The organism is Desulfobacterium sp. N47 (genome assembly GCF_051233685.1).
Taxonomy (GTDB): Bacteria; Desulfobacterota; Desulfobacteria; order Desulfobacterales; family RPRI01; genus RPRI01.
Map to the genome: position 1 here is coordinate 1 of NZ_JBAMMY010000242.1, position 20,555 is coordinate 20,555.

The 20,555-nt window shown below is 39.1% G+C and carries 18 protein-coding genes and 2 pseudogenes; 7 read left to right on the top strand and 13 right to left on the bottom strand.

Annotated elements, in window-relative coordinates; translation table 11 throughout:
• Nucleotides 1–540: pseudogene (locus tag VXK47_RS15575) on the bottom strand (ISAzo13-like element ISDssp3 family transposase); the annotation flags it as partial.
• Between the two features lie 79 nt (nt 541–619).
• Between VXK47_RS15575 and VXK47_RS15580 the strand changes: the two are divergent.
• Both VXK47_RS15580 and VXK47_RS15585 read left to right on the top strand, forming a co-directional pair.
• Nucleotides 620–1,077: pseudogene (locus VXK47_RS15580) on the top strand (methylmalonyl-CoA mutase family protein); the annotation flags it as partial.
• Nucleotides 1,061–1,561, top strand: a complete 501-nt coding sequence (locus VXK47_RS15585) for a methylmalonyl-CoA mutase family protein (RefSeq protein ID WP_435549708.1) — start codon at nt 1,061–1,063, stop codon at nt 1,559–1,561. The pseudogene VXK47_RS15580 and the gene VXK47_RS15585, both read left to right, overlap by 17 nt.
• 145 nt (nt 1,562–1,706) lie before the next feature.
• Here the strand turns inward: VXK47_RS15585 and VXK47_RS15590 are convergent, their stop codons facing one another.
• From VXK47_RS15590 to VXK47_RS15610, 5 genes are all read right to left on the bottom strand, one after another.
• Nucleotides 1,707–2,036 carry a winged helix-turn-helix domain-containing protein gene (locus tag VXK47_RS15590; protein ID WP_435549709.1) on the bottom strand — a complete coding sequence of 110 codons (330 nt, stop codon included), beginning with the start codon at nt 2,034–2,036 and terminating at the stop codon, nt 1,707–1,709.
• An 83-nt stretch (nt 2,037–2,119) separates the two neighbouring features.
• A complete protein-coding gene (locus tag VXK47_RS15595; protein ID WP_435549710.1) occupies nt 2,120–3,310 on the bottom strand; it encodes a vWA domain-containing protein in 1,191 nt (396 codons plus the stop codon).
• A 13-nt stretch (nt 3,311–3,323) separates the two neighbouring features.
• Complete coding sequence (locus tag VXK47_RS15600) at nt 3,324–4,172, bottom strand: AAA family ATPase (RefSeq protein ID WP_435549711.1); 849 nt, start codon at nt 4,170–4,172, stop codon at nt 3,324–3,326.
• Nucleotides 4,173–4,258: 86 nt separating this feature from the next.
• The gene (locus VXK47_RS15605; RefSeq protein ID WP_435549712.1) at nt 4,259–5,341 is read right to left on the bottom strand and encodes a hypothetical protein; all 1,083 of its coding nucleotides are present in this window, start codon (nt 5,339–5,341) and stop codon (nt 4,259–4,261) included.
• Between the two features lie 609 nt (nt 5,342–5,950).
• Nucleotides 5,951–6,337, bottom strand: coding sequence for a hypothetical protein (locus VXK47_RS15610; protein ID WP_435549713.1), 387 nt, complete (start codon nt 6,335–6,337; stop codon nt 5,951–5,953).
• 256 nt (nt 6,338–6,593) lie between these two features.
• Here VXK47_RS15610 and VXK47_RS15615 point away from each other — a divergent pair, with 256 nt between their 5' ends.
• From VXK47_RS15615 to VXK47_RS15635, 5 genes are all read left to right on the top strand, one after another.
• Entirely contained in the window at nt 6,594–7,922 is a 1,329-nt protein-coding gene (locus VXK47_RS15615) for a radical SAM protein (RefSeq protein ID WP_435549714.1), read from the top strand.
• A gap of 307 nt (nt 7,923–8,229) precedes the next feature.
• Nucleotides 8,230–9,306 carry an NAD(P)H-dependent flavin oxidoreductase gene (locus tag VXK47_RS15620; protein ID WP_435549715.1) on the top strand — a complete coding sequence of 359 codons (1,077 nt, stop codon included), beginning with the start codon at nt 8,230–8,232 and terminating at the stop codon, nt 9,304–9,306.
• Between the two features lie 335 nt (nt 9,307–9,641).
• Entirely contained in the window at nt 9,642–10,100 is a 459-nt protein-coding gene (locus tag VXK47_RS15625; protein ID WP_435549716.1) for a FecR family protein, read from the top strand.
• Between the two features lie 86 nt (nt 10,101–10,186).
• On the top strand, nt 10,187–10,789 hold the full coding sequence (locus VXK47_RS15630; RefSeq protein WP_435549717.1) for an OmpA family protein: 603 nt from the start codon (nt 10,187–10,189) through the stop codon (nt 10,787–10,789).
• Nucleotides 10,789–13,734 carry a CHASE2 domain-containing protein gene (locus VXK47_RS15635; protein ID WP_435549718.1) on the top strand — a complete coding sequence of 982 codons (2,946 nt, stop codon included), beginning with the start codon at nt 10,789–10,791 and terminating at the stop codon, nt 13,732–13,734. The genes VXK47_RS15630 and VXK47_RS15635 overlap by 1 nt, the downstream gene beginning before the upstream one ends.
• 18 nt (nt 13,735–13,752) lie before the next feature.
• Here VXK47_RS15635 and VXK47_RS15640 read toward each other — a convergent pair whose 3' ends face one another.
• The 7 genes from VXK47_RS15640 to VXK47_RS15670 all read right to left on the bottom strand — a co-directional run bounded on the left by VXK47_RS15640 (nt 13,753) and on the right by VXK47_RS15670 (nt 20,391).
• Nucleotides 13,753–14,487: a response regulator transcription factor gene (locus VXK47_RS15640; RefSeq protein ID WP_435549719.1), complete on the bottom strand. Its 735-nt coding sequence runs from the start codon at nt 14,485–14,487 to the stop codon at nt 13,753–13,755.
• A gap of 14 nt (nt 14,488–14,501) precedes the next feature.
• Nucleotides 14,502–15,455, bottom strand: coding sequence for a sensor histidine kinase (locus VXK47_RS15645; RefSeq protein WP_435549720.1), 954 nt, complete (start codon nt 15,453–15,455; stop codon nt 14,502–14,504).
• Nucleotides 15,456–15,487: 32 nt separating this feature from the next.
• Nucleotides 15,488–16,045 (bottom strand): CDP-alcohol phosphatidyltransferase family protein, encoded by a 558-nt coding sequence (locus VXK47_RS15650; protein WP_435549721.1) that lies wholly within the window; start codon nt 16,043–16,045, stop codon nt 15,488–15,490.
• A gap of 73 nt (nt 16,046–16,118) precedes the next feature.
• Nucleotides 16,119–17,099, bottom strand: coding sequence for a polyprenyl synthetase family protein (locus tag VXK47_RS15655; protein ID WP_435549722.1), 981 nt, complete (start codon nt 17,097–17,099; stop codon nt 16,119–16,121).
• On the bottom strand, nt 17,096–18,424 hold the full coding sequence (gene rimO, locus VXK47_RS15660) for a 30S ribosomal protein S12 methylthiotransferase RimO (protein WP_435549723.1): 1,329 nt from the start codon (nt 18,422–18,424) through the stop codon (nt 17,096–17,098). Before rimO ends, VXK47_RS15655 begins: the two co-directional genes overlap by 4 nt.
• 134 nt (nt 18,425–18,558) lie before the next feature.
• Nucleotides 18,559–19,527, bottom strand: a complete 969-nt coding sequence (locus tag VXK47_RS15665) for an electron transfer flavoprotein subunit alpha/FixB family protein (RefSeq protein WP_435549724.1) — start codon at nt 19,525–19,527, stop codon at nt 18,559–18,561.
• Nucleotides 19,528–19,608: 81 nt separating this feature from the next.
• Entirely contained in the window at nt 19,609–20,391 is a 783-nt protein-coding gene (locus VXK47_RS15670) for an electron transfer flavoprotein subunit beta/FixA family protein (RefSeq protein WP_435549725.1), read from the bottom strand.
• Nucleotides 20,392–20,555: the final 164 nt, after the last annotated feature.

The window sequence follows — 20,555 nt, forward strand, 5'->3', positions numbered from 1 at the left end:
GTGTCCATCCTTCTGAAATTCTATGACCTTAGTGTTAATATGCTCGAACTGACGATTCCTGTCCGGATGGCTACTGCCCTCCAAACTTTTTTGATTGGATTGAAGACTGTAGCCCGCGTCCTTTAGAAGTACTGCTACCAAATTGTGACTGGCCTCAAATCCCCTTTTTATTAATTCCTTCGAGAGTTTTCGAACACTTTTACAGGTCCATCGTAAAGGTGATTCCGGATCCCCGCGCGTATATGGCTCAATTAGCTTTTCAAGTTCCTTTAGCAGCAACGGCTGATTTTCAACGGCTCTCTTTCTTCCGGCTCCTTTTTTACGGATAATTTTTGACTCAAAAGCTTCTTTGCCAATATTTTTTATCTCTTTGCAGCCCTCTGTTATTGCTCTGCGTGAGACACCTGTGGCTTCGGCAACGAGTGTTATCCCACCGCGGCCAATTGACATTGCTTCGGCTGCCGCAAAATGCCTGCGTAACCGTTCATTGAGTATTGGCTCAAGGATTTTAAATCGTTTTGATATTCTATCTTTTTCCATGAGCTAATCATGGAGCAAATTTGAAAATTATGCAACATTTCATACAAGCGCACATAATGTCTCAGAAGAAGGAACACCCGGGGTTATGGAAATAGCTTTGGGATTTGCTTCCACTATTGCTTTTGCCGACAAGCTTGTTGAACGCGGATTGAATTTTGACGAATTTGCAAACAGAGTCCCTTTTACTTTTACTATCTGGATGGATTTTTTTGAAGAGATCGCCAAATTCAGGGCATCCAGAAGAATCTGGACAAGAATTGCAAGGGAGAGATATCATTCCAAGAATTTTACATTGCAGCCCGTGTATCTGGACTTACTGCTATAGCCCAGCAGCCTCTTAACAACATATCCCGTGTTGCTTACCAGCTTATGTCGGCAGCTCTCGGCGGATGTAACGCCATTGATCCGGTTCTGTACGACGAACCTTTGTGTTTGCCTACCGAAGAATCAACATGGCTTGGGATGTGCACACAAAACATCCTTGCTTATGAAACAGGTATTCCCAATGTAGTTGATCCTCTTGCCGGGTCTTACTAATGTTGATTGGCTGACAAACGAAGTGGAAAAGAGATCATGGGAACTTCTACAGAAGATACTTGACAAGGGAGGCCTGGAAGAAGGCGTCAAAGACGGATGGATAAGAGCGATGATAGACGAAGTTGCTTTAAAACGCCAGAAAGATATAGAAAGCGGAGACATGACATTAATAGGCATCAACGATATGGTGCTTCCTCCGGAAAAAGAATTTAAGGTTCCCATTCATCAGGTATCAAAAGCTTCCACCGCAGAACAGGTGCAAAGAGTAAGAGATATTAAAAAGAAGAGAAATAACAATGCAGTTAAAGAATTATTGCAGAAACTTGTTGCAGAAGACAAGCAAGGTAACGTCAATCTTGTTCCAACCATGACGGAAGCCTGCAAGGAATACGCAACAATTGGTGAAATATGGGGTTCATTGAGAGTGGGCCGCGGCCATCATTATGACCCGTTTGAAATGATAGAATCGCCTTTTAAAAACTAAAGCTAAATTCTACAATTAAGTTTGTTACATTTTTTAAAAACAGAACGGCTTCGTTATAAGCAGTTAGACTTATAACGAAGCCGTTCATTAAATCCATCCATATTACTACCATAGATTGTGTTTGTTATACTACAAAAAAAGTATTCTATTTACTTTCCGCGATCTGCCTGAATCGTGCAATTGACTTGTTAAGAACTGAATCCATATCCTTTACCATCTGATCATATTCTTCAAGAAGCGCTTTTCCTTTGGCTGTGAGACACATCCCTTTACCATAGGGCTCAACAAGTTTGATATTTAAGCGTTCTTCCGAAGCTTTCAACCGTCCCCAGGCGCCCCGGTATGAGATACCTACCTTTTTTACTGCCGCACTCAGGCTTTTGCATTCATCAATAGCCCGGAGCAACTCTTCCCGCCCCTTGCCGAATACAACATGGCCGTCTTTTTCCAGCCATATCTTCTGTCTGATATCCATAAATATATCTCCAAAATAATACTCACCGGTTTAATATAAAGGTCAGGATAAAGCCGATGGCCTTGGCTATGCGAACAATATTTCTACTTTGCCATAAGATGTGCTACGGCTTTCTCCAAGCCGTCAATGGAAAGTTCAAACATAGGAATAATACTGCCTATAGCATAAATTGTTTGTGTATAGTCCCACATGTGTGCCGGGATAGGATTGAGCCATATGGAATGACGAAAATTTTTTGCAAGAAATTTAAGGCACTCAATGCTTGCTTTCCCGCTTCTTTCTTCGATATGGATTGAGCCGTTTCGGGCCATCAGCTCATATGGAGCCATACTGGCATCCCCTACAATAATCAATCTTGTCTCAGAATCAAGTTTTGCAAATTCATCAATTTTTTTAGGCCTTTTGTATCTTGATGTATCCAGCCAGATCGTATCATAAATAGTATTATGAAAAAAATATGTTTTTATATCCTTAAACTGTGCCCTTGCATAATCAAACAGAGTCTGCACTATATTCACATAAGGCTCCATAGACCAGCCGCCGTTATCTATGGCTATAATGATTTTTAACCTATCTTTCAGAATCCTGTCGAAAACAATCTCAATCTCGCCGGCATTTTTCATAGTCTGATAAATTGTTTTATCTACATTCACTCTGTCTTTAGGCCCTGAAGGAATCATATGCCTTAAGCGTTTAAGCGCCTCTCCAATCATTGCCTGAGAAAGCGGACCACTTAAAGAATAATCCTTATATCTTCTTTCCATGGCAACCTTAACAGCCGACTTGTTTCTGGAAACTCCTCCTACACGCATACCACCCGGATGATGTCCTGAATGCCCTACAGGAGAAGTTCCGCCTGTTCCAATCCACTTACTTCCTCCTTCATGACGTTCAGTCTGTTCCTTAAGGCGTTCCTTGAAATATTCGATCAGCTGCTCAGGTGTCAGTTTCGATATCTCCGATTCATCAATACCCAGAGCCGAAGCAAGAGTCTTGGGATTCTTGAGCCATTCTTCGAGCATTGATCTTGCCAGCTCATCAAGCTCAACCCCTGTAAGATCAGGCAATTCAGCCCCTTCGAAATGATAGGCAAAAACCTGATCAAAAAGGTCGAAATATCTTTCACTTTTCACAAGAGTTGCACGGGAAGTCGTATAGAAATCATCCAAAGAAGTCACAAGTCCCCTGCTTAACGCCTTATGAAGCGTTAGAAAGGATGTCGGACTTACAGGAATACCAACCTCTTTCAATTTATAGAAAAATTCAATGAACATGATAAATTCCTGTTTAAATAATTCTTCTGCGGCTTACCGTATTGATTGCTCTTGCATAATCCGGGCTTTTTTTAAACAGGATGCCAAGATATGGAATATCGCCTTTCACAAGATCTTTTGGCTTAAAATCAGGATCAGACTTTAAAGCCCTTATCCAATTTATTAGCTCTCTCGTGGCTGGTCGTTTTTCAATACTTTCCAATTCACGAAGCCTGTAAAAAACATTTACAGTATTTTCCATAAGATCAGAGTCAATATCAGTAAAATGCACTTTAATAATTTTTCTCATCATTTTGGGATCAGGAAAAGCTATATGGTGGAAGTTACACCGCCCAAGGAACGGATCCGAAAGATCTTTCTTGGCATTTGAGGTTATAATAATAACGGGACGGTGTTTAGTGCTTATAGTCTTATCGATTTCAATAATATCAAATTCCATCTGGTCGAGAACATCAAGCATATCGTCCTGAAAATCAGTGTCCGCCTTATCTATCTCATCTATCAGCAAAATTGTTCTCTGATCAGCTGTAAACGCCTGACCGATTTTTCCCATTTTAATATATTCTTCAATATTGCTTACATCTTTTTTTGAATCACCAAAGCGGCTGTCATTTAAGCGTGTAAGAGTATCATATTGGTACAGGGCATCAATCAGCTTCATACTGGACTTCACATTAAGTGTAATAAGAGGCATGCCGAGAGTATCTGCGATAGCATGGGCAAGCATAGTTTTACCTGTACCAGGTTCACCTTTTAAAAGCAGAGGCATTTCAAGCGCCATAGATATATTAACTATCTTGGCAAGCTCCTCATCTAAAACATAGCTTTTCGCACCTGAAAAAGTTTTTTTATCACTAATCATTTTTTATCCTTTTCAATAAATTATAACAGCCTTGTAAAAAGATAAAATTCAAGGGTTTTAAAAACCACACATAAGGTTTATGCTTTTTACAATTTTATAGATATTTCTTTTCTTAATATTTGTGAAACATGCTTTGCTAAATTAAGCACTTTTGCTGTATTGTCAAGACTTAAAGAACCGGTACCGCAACTTGGAGTAATAAAAGATTGAGCCAGAATATCCGATAATTTAAACCCCAAAGATTCAAGCTTACCGACTTTGTTTTTCCAGTTTTCAGCCAGCGACTCAGCACTTGCTTTTTCAATATCTTCGGCCTGCGATGTCGGCACTATGCCCCATGCTATCAGGCGCCCCGAATTAATATAATCTTTCAGAAGGTCTGAATAAAGAATGAATTTATCAAAATATGAATAAGCATCAAAGCTTATTATGTCGACGGAAGATTCAAACAGAACAGACCAGTCGGCATTTGAACATACATGTATTCCGGCCAAAGCACCTTCCTGATGAACAGCATCAATTACTTCTTCTAAGAATCCTTCAATCTCCTGCATTGAAATACCTATAAATGCCGATGATCCCAACCCGGCAAAGGAAGGTTCATCAAAGAAGATAATTACGGGAACACCAAGTTTTGCAAGCTGACGAACCTGCCATCTTGCTTTCATTGCAACCAATTTTACCACTGCATCTCTCATATCCTCATTGTAGTAAACAGCCTTGCCATCCTGATCTTTAACACTTGTTGCCAGTGTTAACGGACCTGTTATCTGGCCTTTTACAGCTACAGGTTTTACAGAAAGTCCCATGATTTTCTCTATAAAAACAAAAAACCCTTTAGCAACATCAGGACTTAAAGCAAATCTTGAATCATCAAACTCTTTTTTACCTTCAATAACAGAAATATATTCCTCATAGAATTCAACCAGGTTATCATCAAAATGTCTTCCCGATGTATTAATGAAAATTTTATCGTCTTCTTCGGTTAAACCCGGTAGCCCGGGTAAAAACTGGGATATCATTCCCTCATTCTTATGACAAGGAAGCTGAACCCACAAAGGTATTTCCGGTGTATGTTCAAGAACAATATTAATGGCCGTACGGTGGTCATCAACAGGAAGACTTCCGATCAATAGCGGCATGCCGCAAGGCCTGAAATTGTACTTCATAGAATTTAACTCCTTAATCATTTTAGATTTCAATTAAAAACTCCAATAAAAATGGAAGTAGTATTAAGAAAACTTAATAAAAGTTATTTAGTGGTATATAAGCTTGAAAATATATTATAATCAACAATTCATGAATCGGTCATTTTGTCTCTAACACATTCTAATTAACATGCACTGTATAACCTTACAATAAAAACCTTTATTCTAAAATAGCTAAAAGTTATAGGCCAGGCTGAATTTAGCAGATACAACACCGGCAGCTTGTTATACGGAAGTGGAATAAGCGGTTTTCTTGAAATCCTTGCCAATGAATACTCAAAGTGTGAATCCGAAACATGACAGGAAAAAAGATACATACCGAATGTTTATTCGTATGGATTAAAGGGAGAAAAATCTCTAAAGAAACTTATAAAAAAATACCCGGTTATATAACTTTGGCAAACCGATTGGAGGAATTTTAGATTGGCAAGCTAAGCAAAACGGGTTTCTCATGCTTTTGCCAAACAAATCTTGAAATTATTTTTATCAGATTTGGCCGAAATATCACTTTCAGCCATCATGTATAGTTCTTACATGCACTGATTATTTATACAGGCAGTTTAACTATTCTCACTTGCCTATAAATTCTACCACAACATTCTGGATATCAGGAATATTGCCAATGTTAACAGAAGTTTCAAATCCTCCTGTTTTTCCATGATTAATATACGCTTTATCATTAACATCGGCTTCTATTGAGCGAACTACTTTGTCTTTATCATTTTTTAAATATATTATTACATATCCTCTTACAGAATGATGACTTAAATTTCTTATCTTTCCGGAGACAAGTACTATATTGCCGCCATTTTGCAATTCAGCAATAAGATCTTCCACTTCATACACAGGAGCGGAAAAAGTAAAAGTATCCTTTCGGGTTCCACTGCCTCCAAAAGCATTTATACCAAAAGCAAGAACTACAATAAAAGAAACTGCAATAAGAAGTTTAATTCTCATAAGCTCACCTGTATGATTAAAACATTATAATTAGAATGAGAACTTGATGTTTCCTGCTGTTTAAAACAAAGATTATAATTAAATTTACTTGTTATTATTATATGTATATATAAAAAATGTCAACTCGTTACTTTGTGAAATATTACCGGCAAAGCATCACGGCATAAACTTTTATATAATAAATACCGGTAAAACCTATTTAATATTTTTTTATAATGCATTTAACAAATCTTGTTCTTTACAGGCAGAAAACTATTTGTGTATAGTATTCGGCATGAGCATCAATATACTAAAGAAAAAAAATAATTATTTAACAGCTGTTGTTGCCGACAAAAAGGGTGAAATATTCGAAATTGAAGGATATGCCGCTGTCGGGATGTCTGCATCATCTTTCACTTTACTGTCAAAAGAAAATACTGTCGACCTGCCTTATGGCGGTGAAATTATGTTTTTGCCGGACAGATACCCTGTCTTGTTCAACATTAAAACAGTAAAATTTGAAACTGTAAAACAAAATCCATACGCTCCCGGAGAACCTATATTCCCTGTGGCAGTTTTTAATTCCCCTGGCTATGTTATTTCACATGTAAGCGCCTACAAGGAAAATAAAGGTGCAAAACCTCTGCCTTTATTTTCATATGGAGCAGTTGGTTGGCACAACGGCCGCTTCAGAACGGCAGTAATCCTGGTTGACAATGAAAGAAGGCAGGATTTACGGTTGATGCCGCATGAAAAAATATTAGCAGGTATTTTGCGCATGAAATCTAAAATGCCGCATAACAGGTTAAGGATGCATCTTGAAAATTGCGCATTAACATATGGATGTCCTGCTGCTAAAAACTTTTTTTTAAGAAGATTTGAAGCCCCCCTTCCAAGTTCAACTAGTTGCAACGCACGTTGCATTGGCTGCTTGTCGCTTCAGAATAACAGTGATATCAAAAACAGCCAGGATAGAATTTCTTTCACTCCAACACCTGAAGAAATTTCAGAGATTGCTGCAGAACACATAAATAAAGTTAAGAGAAGTGTTGTAAGTTTTGGACAGGGTTGTGAAGGCGACCCTTTGCTTGCAGCTCATGTCATTGAACCGGCAATAAGACTGATACGCAAAAGCACACAGGACGGAACCATAAATATGAATACAAACGCAAGCATGCCTAAAATTCTGACAAATCTTTTTGATGCCGGTTTAGATAGTGTCAGGATAAGTATGAACAGCGTCAGAGAAAACTGTTATGATACATATTTCCGCCCCAATGGATATTCCTTTTCGGATGTAATTAAAAGCATAGATATGGCTCTTGAAAAAAATAAGTTTGTATCAATAAATTATCTTAATTGTCCAGGCTTTACCGATTCACCGGAAGAGATAGCCGCTCTTTATGATTTTTTAAAAAAGCACCCGGTTAATTTCATACAATGGAGAAATTTAAATTTTGATCCGTTAAAGTACTGGAAAATTATGTCTGAATTTATCTCTATAAACGCTCCGGTTGGAATGAGGAAAATGCTTTCTCAGATAAAAAAAGACTTCCCGCTTTTGAAACACGGTTATTTCAATCCCCCAAAGGAGGCATTTAAATAAATCTGTCTTGATACAATTTTTATAAATTTCTCAATTGTAAAACTATTGTAAAATAGTTGAAATGTTTTGCAACTCAACCTTTATTTCCCTATATAAATATGGTTAAATTTAGGATAATGCCAGTTTGTCCAAACATTTAAAGCATTCCCAAAAAAGCGCACAGTTTAGAGCTTAATATATGGGACGTGAAATTTTGGATGAATTTAAGTCTGATACAAGAATGTTGTTAAACTTTAGCACCTATCATGCAAAAGTGGCTTTATATAAGTGTCTATAATAATAAATCGCTAAGGAGTTTTTATTTAATATGAGTTTTACTTCACTGAAAATTGGTGATCTTGTAAGCAGTGTTCCGATAATACAAGGGGGCATGGGAGTTGGTATTTCCATGTCCGGTCTTGCTTCTGCTGTGGCTAATGAAGGAGGAATCGGAATAATTGCTACTGCCATGATAGGTATTGATGAGCCGGACGTTTCTGCTAACCCGGTAGCAGCCAACATCAGAGCGCTTAAACGGGAGATAAGAAAAGCAAGAACAATGACCAAAGGGATAATCGGCGTTAATATTATGGTGGCATTAACCCACTATGCCGAACTTGTTAAAGCATCCGTGGAAGAAGCAGTTGATATAATTATTTCAGGCGCAGGCCTTCCCCTGGATCTTCCCGGATACCTCGTTGAAGGTGCAAAAACAAAACTTGTGCCGATTGTTTCTTCTGCACGCGCTGCCAAGATTTTATGCCAGAAATGGCTATCAAAATACAATCGTCTTCCCGATGCCTTTGTTGTGGAAGGACCTAAAGCCGGAGGCCATCTGGGATTTAAAAAAGAACAGATAAATGATCCTGAATTTACACTCGAAAAATTGGTCAAAGAAGTAATTGACACTGTTAGTGATATAGCAGTTAAACATGATACAATTATTCCGGTGATAGCAGCAGGCGGCATTTATACTGGTGAGGATATCCGTAAAATGCTAAATCTGGGTGCTGCCGGTGTCCAAATGGGAACCCGGTTTGTAGCAACATTTGAGTGCGATGCTGCCTTTGAATTTAAAAAAGCATACCTGGACGCAAAAGAAGAAGATCTGATAATAATCAACAGTCCTGTTGGACTTCCAGGCCGTGCCCTTCATAACAAATTTTTAGATGATGTAGAAAACGGCATTAAAAAACCTTTCAGATGCCCCTACCATTGTATCAAAACATGCGATATTGAAAACAGCCCTTATTGTATTGCATTGGCACTTGCAGGAGCCAAAAAGGGGAAATTTAAAAGCGGCTTTGCCTTTGCCGGCGCCAATGCATACAGAATAAATGAAATAGTTTCTGTAAAAGATTTAATACGGTCCCTACAGCTGGAGTTTGAACAAACTCAAAGTTGATGATCGCATTAAAAGTGATTTTATGCCTTAAAAAACTTATTATTTTAATCAATGAAGCCGAAACAGTCTGTTTAATATTATCAATGGATATTAAGTTGTTATTTCCAGTAAATTAATTCGGCTTCGATAAAAGAATTTTTGTATCTGGCTTCCATCTGAATAAAGTTGCAGGTATTGTTCCCACGAATATTTCACAGCCGAAATTTCCTTGACACACAAGTTTGTTCTGTTTATACTTTCTCTATTAAATAACAAAGCGTTAACATTAAAGCAATCATTGCCCTGTGCTTGAAGGTACTATAAAATATTTTACCGGAAATCAAAAGGAACAGCGTATGAAAGCACTTTTTTTGATCGTTTTGTTCTCATCTTTTGTTTCTGCATTCAGTCCGGTATGTGAGGCTGCAAGTTCCGGCCAAATTGGTATAGTGAAAACACTTGCCGGTGATGTTGTTATTGTCAGGACTGACAAAACCATTAAGGCAGAACCGAACATGAAGCTTAAAAACGGCGATCTCGTTTCGACTGGAAAAGATGGTAAAGTCGGTCTTATTTTTGATGATGACACTATCATATCTATGGGATCAAACAGCAGGATTGTAATTGAGAACTTTATTTTTCAGCCCAGTGAAAAAAAGCTCTCTTTTATAGCCAGATTTTTTCAAGGAACTGCATCTTTTTTGTCCGGGCAGATTGCCAAACTCGCGCCCGATATGGTTCATTTCGAGATGCCCCATGCTACTGTCGGAATAAGAGGAACACATTTTCTGGTCAGGGTAGATAATACGGATTAGGGGGGTAGCAACTTCTGCTTCGCTGCCGTTCTTTTAAACGATTACGAACGACTAATGCAATGATTTCTTCAAGGAGGACGAGGAATATGTATTATCGGTTATGTATTGCGCTTCTTTTGGCCCTGGTTTTTCATCTAAGCGGTTGTGTTAAAAAGATGGATATGGTTGTTCTGGTCCCTGATACCGATGGAAAGACCGGAATCGTTACCGTCTCAAATCAGGCAGGAAGTGTTTCAATCGACTCTCCCAACCATGCAACAACCATCACTGATTCAAACAAAATCCCTGCTCCTCCCATAAAACTGGAACAAAAAACCATTGATACGCTGTTTTCAGAAGCCCTCTCCATTCAACCGAAACAACCTTTTCACTTTATTTTATATTTTAAAAAAGATACTCTTCTTACACCGGATTCAAACAAACTCATCCCTGATATAATCAAAAGCATACAGGAACGTAACTCAACAGATATCACAGTGGTGGGACATACCGATACCCTCGGAAGCAAGGATTACAATATGGCCCTTTCAAGAAAAAGGGCCGATTCCGTAAAAGATCTGCTTATCGATCAGGGCGTGGAAGCAAACAATATTAACACAACTTCTCACGGAAAAGAAAACCCGTTGATAAAAACCGAAGACAATGTAAGCGAACCCGGAAACCGCAGGGTAGAGGTTATAGTAAGGTAGTGGCTTACAATATTAAGGGATATGATTCAAATAACCGGTCAATTGGGCTTAGCAGAACGATTCTTATTACAGGCCTTGTCTTAAGTTTGTTTTTTATTGCAGCCTACCTGATTCAACCCCGCTTTATAAGATTCATCAACAACAGATCAACAGATACCATCATGGCTTTTTCGAAAAAAGCATCTGCATCCGATGCACTATTAATTGTAGATATTGACGAAAAAAGCCTGAAAAAATACGGTCAATGGCCATGGCCCCGGTACCGGCTTTCACAGCTTTTGCAAAAAATAGCTGAAACGGGGGCTTTGAGCATAGCTTTGGACATGATCCTGGCTGAACCGGATGGAACTTCACCTATTAACTGGCAATCATCCACCGGTAGTGAACTTGGATATCAGATTAACACATCAAAGATTCCGGCCGGGATTTTTAACTATGACCGGATCCTTGCAGATACCCTTTCCAAGGGACCGTATGTTCTCGGCTACGAGTTTCTTTTTAAAAACAGTGCTAATACAACTGGTACTGAGTGCGGGCTGCATCCTCTTAAAATCGTCAGAATGAATAGTCCGGACGGGAAAGAGGGGGAAAAGCCTCTGACCGGCTTTTTCAACGCAAATGGAGTTGCCTGCAATCTTGGACTCTTTTCCAATGCTGTTAAATATTCAGGATTTCTTAATGCCACACCCGATTCTGATGGAATCTTAAGAAGAGTTCCTTTATTAATCCGGTTCGAAAACCGGCTTTTTCCTTCTCTTGCACTGGCAAGTCTGATGCAATGGAAGAACTCAGACCGGATAAATATCATTCAGAATAAAGGCGGCTTCCTGAATATCATTGTCGGAGGAATATCCATTCCTGTAGACAGGCAGGCAAATATGATTGTAATTTTCAGTGGAACCGGATCTCTCCCGCGGGTTTCAGCCGGAGATATTCTGTCCGGAACTGTCTTGCCTGAAAAATTCAAGGATAAAATAGTTCTTGTCGGATCTTCGGCTTCAGGTCTGGATCAAACATATCAGACACATGGCAGCCCTGTATACTCACATATGGACCTGCATGCACAAATCCTGGAGAATATTATAGCAAGGCAATCGGTTGTTCGTCCCAGGGAATTTTTGTTGTGGGAAGCATTTTTGGGGCTTATTCTGGCGGTTTTGATATGCCTGACTATTGTCAGGATGGGAATTTTAACTAGCGCAGCAGCTGCCTGCGCAGCTATTGCCGGGGTCTGGATCGGAACCGGTCTGATCTTCCGTGAATATGGCTGTCTGTTTTCTCCCTTATTGCCTGCAGTTCTGGTCATATTAAACTATGCAATTCTTACAATCATCAAGGAATGGAAAAAGCAGCAGTTTGCCAGGAAGATGACTGAAAACGCACTTTACTTGCTCAAATCCAGTGAAAAAGAATTAAACTCCATAATCAAAGCCGTTCCGGATATAATTTTCCGGCTTGATTCCGAAGGCAAAATAACGTTCTTAAGTCCGTCTATCTCAAGATATGTAAATTCACCTGAAAAATTGATCGGACAACCCATATTTAATCTTGTCGCACCAAATGACCTGAATAAAGGAAAATATAGACTCAACGAGAAACGCACAGGCAAAAGAGCTACTTACGGATTGGAAATCCGCCTTCTGTTACCTCATAAAGAGGGTATGAACAATGAAGTGATAGGATATTTCAGCGTTTCAGCCGAGGGGATCTATCAGAATGCGACTCCTTGCGCAGCCGAATTCATTGGGACTCAGGGGATCATAAGGGACATTACCGAGCAGAAAAAGCTTGAAGAAAGGTTGCTCCATGCAAAAAAGATGGAAACCATAGGTAATCTGGCTGCAGGAGTAGCCCATGATCTGAATAATATATTGGCAGGACTGGTAACTTATCCCGATCTGCTTTTACTGGAACTTCCTGAAGATAGTCCAATGCGTCATAAAATCGCAATTATACAGAAATCCGGACAAAGGGCTGCGGCAATAGTGCAGGATCTTCTGACGCTCGCACGCCGGGGAGTTAAAGTCAGCGAACTGATCAGCATAAACGATGTTATTTTTGAGTATATTACTTCTCCTGAATACAGTGCTGCCAAACAATTTCATCCCGATGTTATTTTAGAAACCGATCTTGCTCCGGACCTGATGAATATAAAGGGTTCAAGAATACACCTTTCCAAAGCCATCATGAACATGCTTAACAACGCCGCTGAAGCGATGCCGGCTGGCGGATATTTACGTCTGTCTTCATACAATCGTTATCTTGATACTTCTTTGGACCTCTATGAAAAAATTCCCGCCGGAGAATATGTTTGCGTTAGCGTTGCCGATGAAGGAGTAGGAATAGCCGGTGAGGACCTTGAAAAAATTTTTGAGCCTTTTTACAGCAAGAAAACGATGAGACGTAGCGGATCAGGGCTGGGAATGACGGTAATATGGGCTACCATCAAGGACTATGATGGATATATAGATGTACAGAGCACGGAGGGAGTGGGAACAAAAATCGTTATGTATCTGCCTGCTACTCGTGAAAGCAGGGAAACAGATTCGCGCAGAATCGGCCTTGAAGAATATCTTGGAACAGATCGTGTGCTTATAGTTGATGATATGCCGGAACAACTTCATATTGCTTCAAATATGCTTGCTAAACTGGGATATAATGTGAATACGGTCAAAAGTGGGGAGGAAGCGGTTGAATATATGAAAACAAACAAAGCCGATCTTATAGTACTTGATATGATCATGCCGGGGGGAATGGATGGCATGGAAACCTATAAACGCATAATAGAAATTCATCCGGGTCAGAAAGCTATAATTACGAGCGGTTTTTCCGAATCCGACAGGGTTAGAGCACTCCAGGAACTTGGCGCAGGAAGCTATATCCAGAAACCTTACACACTTGAAAAGATCGGTGTTGCAGTGAGAAAAGAGTTGGACAGCAGATGAAAATTTCTGAAAAAGCTGCTATATATCATTTTCAAAAACGTAACCTACAAGCCTGATACTTTTGAAATATTTAGGCTTTCTTGAATCGTCTTCAAAATACTTCCTGAATCTTGCCACAAAGTTATCCACAGTTCTTGTAGTAATACTGCCTGTATATCCCCATCCGATTTCAAGTATCTTTCTGCGCGAAAGAGCCTTTCCTCTGTTTGTAATAAAAAGTTTCAACAGTTTAATTTCCTGTTCTGTTAATGATACTTTTCCGATTCTGCATATAGCCATGGATTTCTCAAAGTCGATTGTATTGTCACCGATTTTATATATAGCAGACTGCAAACCGCCTGTTGCCTTTATTGTTTTTTCTTCGCTTGATATCCATGAAGCTCTTACAAGCAAGCGTTCAACTCTTAAAAGAAACTCTTCAAGATTGAAGGGTTTTGACAGATAATCGTCAACGCCGCAGGAAAGCCCCTTAATCTTATCATTGGCTTCCGATTTTGCCGACACAATCAATATAGGTACCCGCTCATCCTCAAGGCGAATGTTTTGAAGAACCGACAATCCGTCAATTCCGGGAAGCATTATATCAAGAACTACAAGATTTGGTCTCCACTCTTTCCATATATGCAGACCGGATACTCCGTCTTTGGCTATCGCCACATCATAGCCTTGCAGACAAAGATTAAGTTTAAGACCTTCCGCTATATGAGTGTCATCCTCAACTATAAGGATTCGTTTATTTTTTTTATACATCATAATTTAAATAAAATTTATCCGGTTTTATACGGTAATTTAAGTGTGAAAACAGAGCCTTTTCCTATGCCTTTGCTTTCGGCAACTACTTTTCCATTATGTATGCGGGCTATGTTCCGGACAAGATACAGACCAAGGCCGCTGCCCTTGGCTGTCATATCTTTATATTGTCCTACCTGATAGAATTTCCCGAATATTTTCTTTGTCTGGCTTTTTTCAATTCCGATTCCGTTATCCTCAACTCTTATATGTAAATTATAATTTTGCAAATCGAAAGAAATATCTATTGTCGGCACTTTTGAATCATTGTATTTAACCGCATTTGTTAACAGATTCATTAGAAACATTTCAAAAAGATAAGTATTAACCGGATAAACGTATGGTTTACCTGATATATTATGAACAGTTATTATGCATTCCGGGAAAAGATGGTAATTTGTTTTACAAAAAGACTTAACAGCTTCAACCAGATCCGTTTCGATAAAATCTCCCCGGTAACTATTACTCTCAATTCCTGCCAGATCAAGTATGCGCCCTATATTATCGGAAAGTCTCACAACATCCTGTATCATATAATTAATACACTTTACTTGTTCGGATCTGGAAAGCTGATGTTTAGAAAGAGTTTCAAGAAAAAGTTTTAAGGAAGTTACCGGCGTTTTAAGCTCATGCGTAAAATTGTTTACAAAATTTTGCTGAATTCTATACAGCTGGTATGTTTTCAGATTATACATAAAAATCGTAAATATCCCGAGCAGTATAATTCCTACGAGAACGGATAAGACTAAAATAACAACCCAGGTATACGATTCCAGAACAACCGATGGTTCAATGTTAAACTTTGTTACTATCGTCTTAAGACCGGAGCTGACTCTGATATACCAGTATATGTATAAAAAAAGCGAAGTGGCCAGCGCCATAACTGAAAGCATAAAAACAATAATCGGATAAAACCATTTTGATTGATCCATAAGATAACAAAAATTTTTTATTATTAACGTTTTTATATCTTCTGATTGTTTGGCGAAATGTTCTGGAGAATATTCATACCTTTATAAATATAGTGAAAGCCTGAAACAATTGATAACCCTGCCGTAAGCCAGTATATACAATATTTGATTAATGAAGCATCTGATACTGTCGGATTAAACAGAATAAACACAACGGTTCCAAGTTGCGCAACCGTTGTGCATTTGCTCACAAGACTGGGCTTAATCTCAATGGATATGCCAGTTATTGAAAAAACTGCTATCCCAAGCAATATAATAACATCACGGGTTGTCACAATAACTGCAATCCAGGGCGGAATTATCTTAATAACAGCAAGACTCACGTATGCAGATATTATAAGTAGTTTATCTGCAATAGGGTCGAGATACGCCCCAAGCACTGTACGCTGATTGAAATATCGTGCAATAAATCCATCCAGCCCGTCGCTCAACCCCGCCAAAGCAAAAACAACGAGCGCTGAAACATAATAATCTCTGATCAGAAAAATAATAAAAAGGGGGACCAGCAAGATCCTTATAATTGTTATAATATTCGGAATATTTATTTGCATACGCTTATGATCGGCAAGTCATTGCGGTTTTAAACATAAAAACTTTGATTTCCGGGAAGCAAAGAAAAAGTATTCAGGATTTTCTTAAAAGTGTATAATCAGCGATATATTCCAGTATATTTCTTGTTTCTGAAGGTTCGAAAACTAAAAGCGATTCTTTTGCCTCCTTAATATGATCCTTTGCACATTTTTCTGTGTATGAAATCCCCTCATATTTTTCAAGCAACTTTATCAATGAATTAAAATTACGTACAGAAAATTTATTATTTTTTATTATTCTTTCCATCTTTAAGCGATCTTTTGAATCCGCTTCTTTTAGAGCATGAATAACAGGAAGAGTTACTTTTCCCTCTTTTAAATCAGCTCCGACTCCTTTTCCGATAACTTTAGTATCAAGTGTATAATCGAGAAGATCATCAGCCATCTGAAAAGCCATTCCGAGATTATAACCATAATTGGATACAGCCTTTTCTTCACGCTTTGATGCATTTGCCAAACGGGCGCTGATTCTGCATGCGCCCTGAAATAATACAGCTGTCTTGCGCCATATTATCTTTCTGTATTCTTCCTCCGTAAGATTAATATCACCCTTTCTTAAAAGCTGCTCTATTTCCCCCTGGGACATATTCTCGGTGATTTCGGCAACTATTTTTATGACACTGGGCTTTTCCGTGGCAGCGGCAATGGAAAGGCCGCGTGCCAGCAGAAAATCACCGGTTAAAACAACCGTGGAGTTCTTCCATATTGAATTAGCAACGGGTTTTCCTCTTCTTAATTCAGCTCCGTCAATAACATCGTCATGCAGCAATGTAGCGGCATGAAGATATTCGAAAATTGTTGAAAAAACCTTGTCATAGCCACCTTTATAATTACAGATTCTTGCTGAAAGAACCATAAGAAGCGGCCTTAGCCTTTTCCCGCCGGCAAAAAGAATATGTTTGGCAACATCAGAAACTATGTCCAGATAAGGGGTCAAATTATCCGTAAGCGCGACTTCAATCTCGGCAAGATCTTTTCCGACAATTGAAAGAAGTTCTTGCTTTAAATCTTTCATGCAGGTTCTCCAATAAGATCATATTCAAGGGCATCCGTAATTTTTGTTCTGACTAATGAGCCTGTTTTCAATTCCCCGCTTATGTAAGTGATGCCATCTACATCGGGGGCCTGATATTTCGTACGCCCTATATACAGCTTTTCTTCGGGAAAGCCTTCCACCAATACATCAAACACTTTACCAATATGACGCCTGTTCTTGTGATAGGATATTTCCATCTGGCTGGACATGATTCTGTCATACCTTTTTTTGGCAACATTTTTACGAACTTTTTCTGACAGGTTATGAGAAGCGATATCTTTTGAATCGGAATATATAAAAGTACCAAGATGATCAAACTTTACCGTTTCTATAAAAGATAAAAGCTCGGCAAAATCCTTATCCGTTTCACCGGGAAAACCGGTAATGACGGTTGTGCGCAAAACAGCATCTGAATCATAAGATCGTATTTTATCAAATAGTTTGAGCAGCTTTGTCTGATTGTAATTTCGCCCCATTCTTTTTAATATTTTACTGTTTACATGCTGAATAGGGATATCAAAATAGGGACATACATTATGAGTACAGGCAATAGCTTTAATCGCATCGGTTTCAATGCTTTCAGGATGGCCGTATAGAATTCTTATCCAGATATCATCAGACAGACCGGAAATCCTTTCAATAAGCTTTGCAAGGCTAACTGAACTGCCCATATCCTTACCATAATATGATGTATCCTGAGCAACAAGAATCAGCTCCTTTACTCCGGATTCTATAAGCGATTTTGCTTCCAGAACAACATCTTCAATTTCACGACTGCGTTGTTTGCCGCGAAGTTTAGGAATTATGCAATATGTGCAACGTCTGCTGCATCCTTCAGAAATTTTCAAATAAGCAATATTAGGATCCGTTCTGATTCTGGTTTCAGCATTATAGCTCAAAGTGGTCAACCCCGGATCAGGCAAAAGAATTCCGGATGCAATCGGGATTCCCTCAACAGCCTGCAGGATTTTACTGTAAGCTCCGGTTCCAAGGAAAAAGTCGACTTCGGGAAGAGTTTTAATTATTTTTTCCCTGAAGCGTTCGGGAAGACATCCTGTTACTATTATTCTACGGCATTTGCCGTTACGCTTATATTTAGCAAGTTCAAGAATTGTATCAACCGATTCGCTTATCGCAGCTTCTATGAAACTGCATGTGTTTATTAAAATTGTCCTGGCTTTGGCAGGATCAGAAACGATATTGAATCCTGCATCGGCAAGCCTGCCCAGCATCAGTTCGCTGTCAACAAGGTTTCTTGCACAACCAAGACTTTCAAGATATATATTTTTTATATGTCTTTGCATATGCAAACCGATACGTTGAGCGCTTAATAATTAAACTTATAAATCATTATATAAAAAGTCCTGCAAAACACATTTTTGCAAGACTTTTTATACATAAACAACCGGATAATTATATAAATTATTTTTTGATAATTTTATAATCCCTTGGCCTTTTTAATTTCTTCCGTAATCAAAGGCACAATATCAAACAAATTTCCCACAACACCATAATCCGCTTTCGCAAAAATAGGAGCTTCAGGATCTTTATTGACCGCTACTATAACCTTTGATGCTGACATTCCGGCAAGATGCTGAATTGCACCTGATATACCACAGGCTATGTAAAGGTTTGGCGAAACGACTTTTCCGGTTTGACCTACCTGATCTGAATGAGGCCTCCATCCTTCATCAACTGCAGAACGTGAAGCACCGACAGCCCCGCCAAGTATATCAGCAAGCTTTTCTACTACTGAAAAGTCAGAACCACCCATACCCCTGCCTCCGGAAACAATGACATCAGCTTCGGTTAACTCTACTTTTCCGGTTTCAAGTTTCTTTTCTACAAACTTAAGATATATTTTACCTTTATCAATTGCAACATCTTCAACAGTTCCTGTCTTTTGAGATTCCGCAATCGGCATAAAATTCGGCCGTATCGCCACTACCTGCGGTTCTCCTTCAAGCGCAACATCAGCAAGAATTTTCCCGCCATAAATAGGACGAGTTGCAATGACCTTTCCTCCTTCGATCTTTACAGCTATACAATCCATAGCTATAGGAGCATCGAGCCTGGCAGCAAGCCTGGCAGCAAGTTCTTTGCCCCGAAAAGATGCGCCCAATATAATCATGCAGGGTTTTTCCTTAGCAGCAATTCCGGCAATGACATTTGTATAAGCATCAGCCATATATTCTTTAAGTTCAGGATCATCAGCCACAAATATTTTCTCAGCCCCATATTTCCCAAGCATTTCTGCATTGCTTTTTATCCCTGAACCGAGAACCGCTACTGAAAGAGGGCAACCCAACCCATCAGCAATGCGCCTTCCCTCACTCAGTGCTTCGTATGTAACTTTCCTGAAAACACCATCAACCTGTTCTGTTATTGCAAGTACACCACAAGACATATCCATCTCCTTAATAAAAAAATATCTATAATTTCAAATAGTTTTACGTTTATAACCTCTTCGGCGAATATTTTAACCGGATCAGATTACTTTTGCTTCTTCCTGCAAAGCCTTAACCAGAGCTTTGACTTTATCAGCATCGGTTTCTCCGGCAATGATCTTTCCGCCTTTTCTTTCAGGTGGCAACTTATAAGAAATGACTTTTGTCTTTTGGCTTCCCATTCCGGCTGCATCGAGTCCGATATCCTGAAGTTTCTTGGTTTCAAGAGGTTTTTTCTTAGCCTTCATGATGCCCGGCAAAGATGCATACCTGGGTTCGTTTAATCCGCGCTGTGTTGTTATAAGTGCGGGAAGCGAACTTTCAACTGTAACTGTGCCGCCCTCTACTGTTTTTACGCAAGCAATTTTCCCATCGGCTATAGTTTCTTTTATAACCATAGTAATAGACGGTATATTTAAAAACTCCGCAACAGCTGAACCTACAACATAATTATCATCATCAACAGCCCTCTGGCCTGCAATAATAAGGTCGTGAGGTATACTCTTTATCACAGCAGCAAGGATTCTGGCCGTTTGTAATCCGTCACAATTATCAGCAGCAGGATCATTAACCAATATTCCTTTATCAGCGCCCATGGCAAGACCTGTTCTTATAGCTTCTACCGCTTTATCCGATCCTACCGAAACTATTGTCACCGTACCGCCGTTTGCCTCTTTTAATTTAAGTGCTTCTTCCACTGCAAATTCATCATAAGGGTTTACTACCAGTTTTGCATCACCAAGCTTAACCGATTTACCGTCTTCGGATATTCCCACAAAGGATTCAGTTGATGGCACTTGTTTTAATAATACTATTAATTCCAATTTTTTATTCCTCCCTTCTTTAATTTTATGTTAAACAAAAGCCTTGAAGACTTCTTCAAAAGCAAGCATATGCCTAAGCATGGTATCGCCTGACCAAAATTTGATAACCGACACCTTCATTATCAGTATGAAAAGCTCCCACCTCCCACCGTAAAAAAACAATT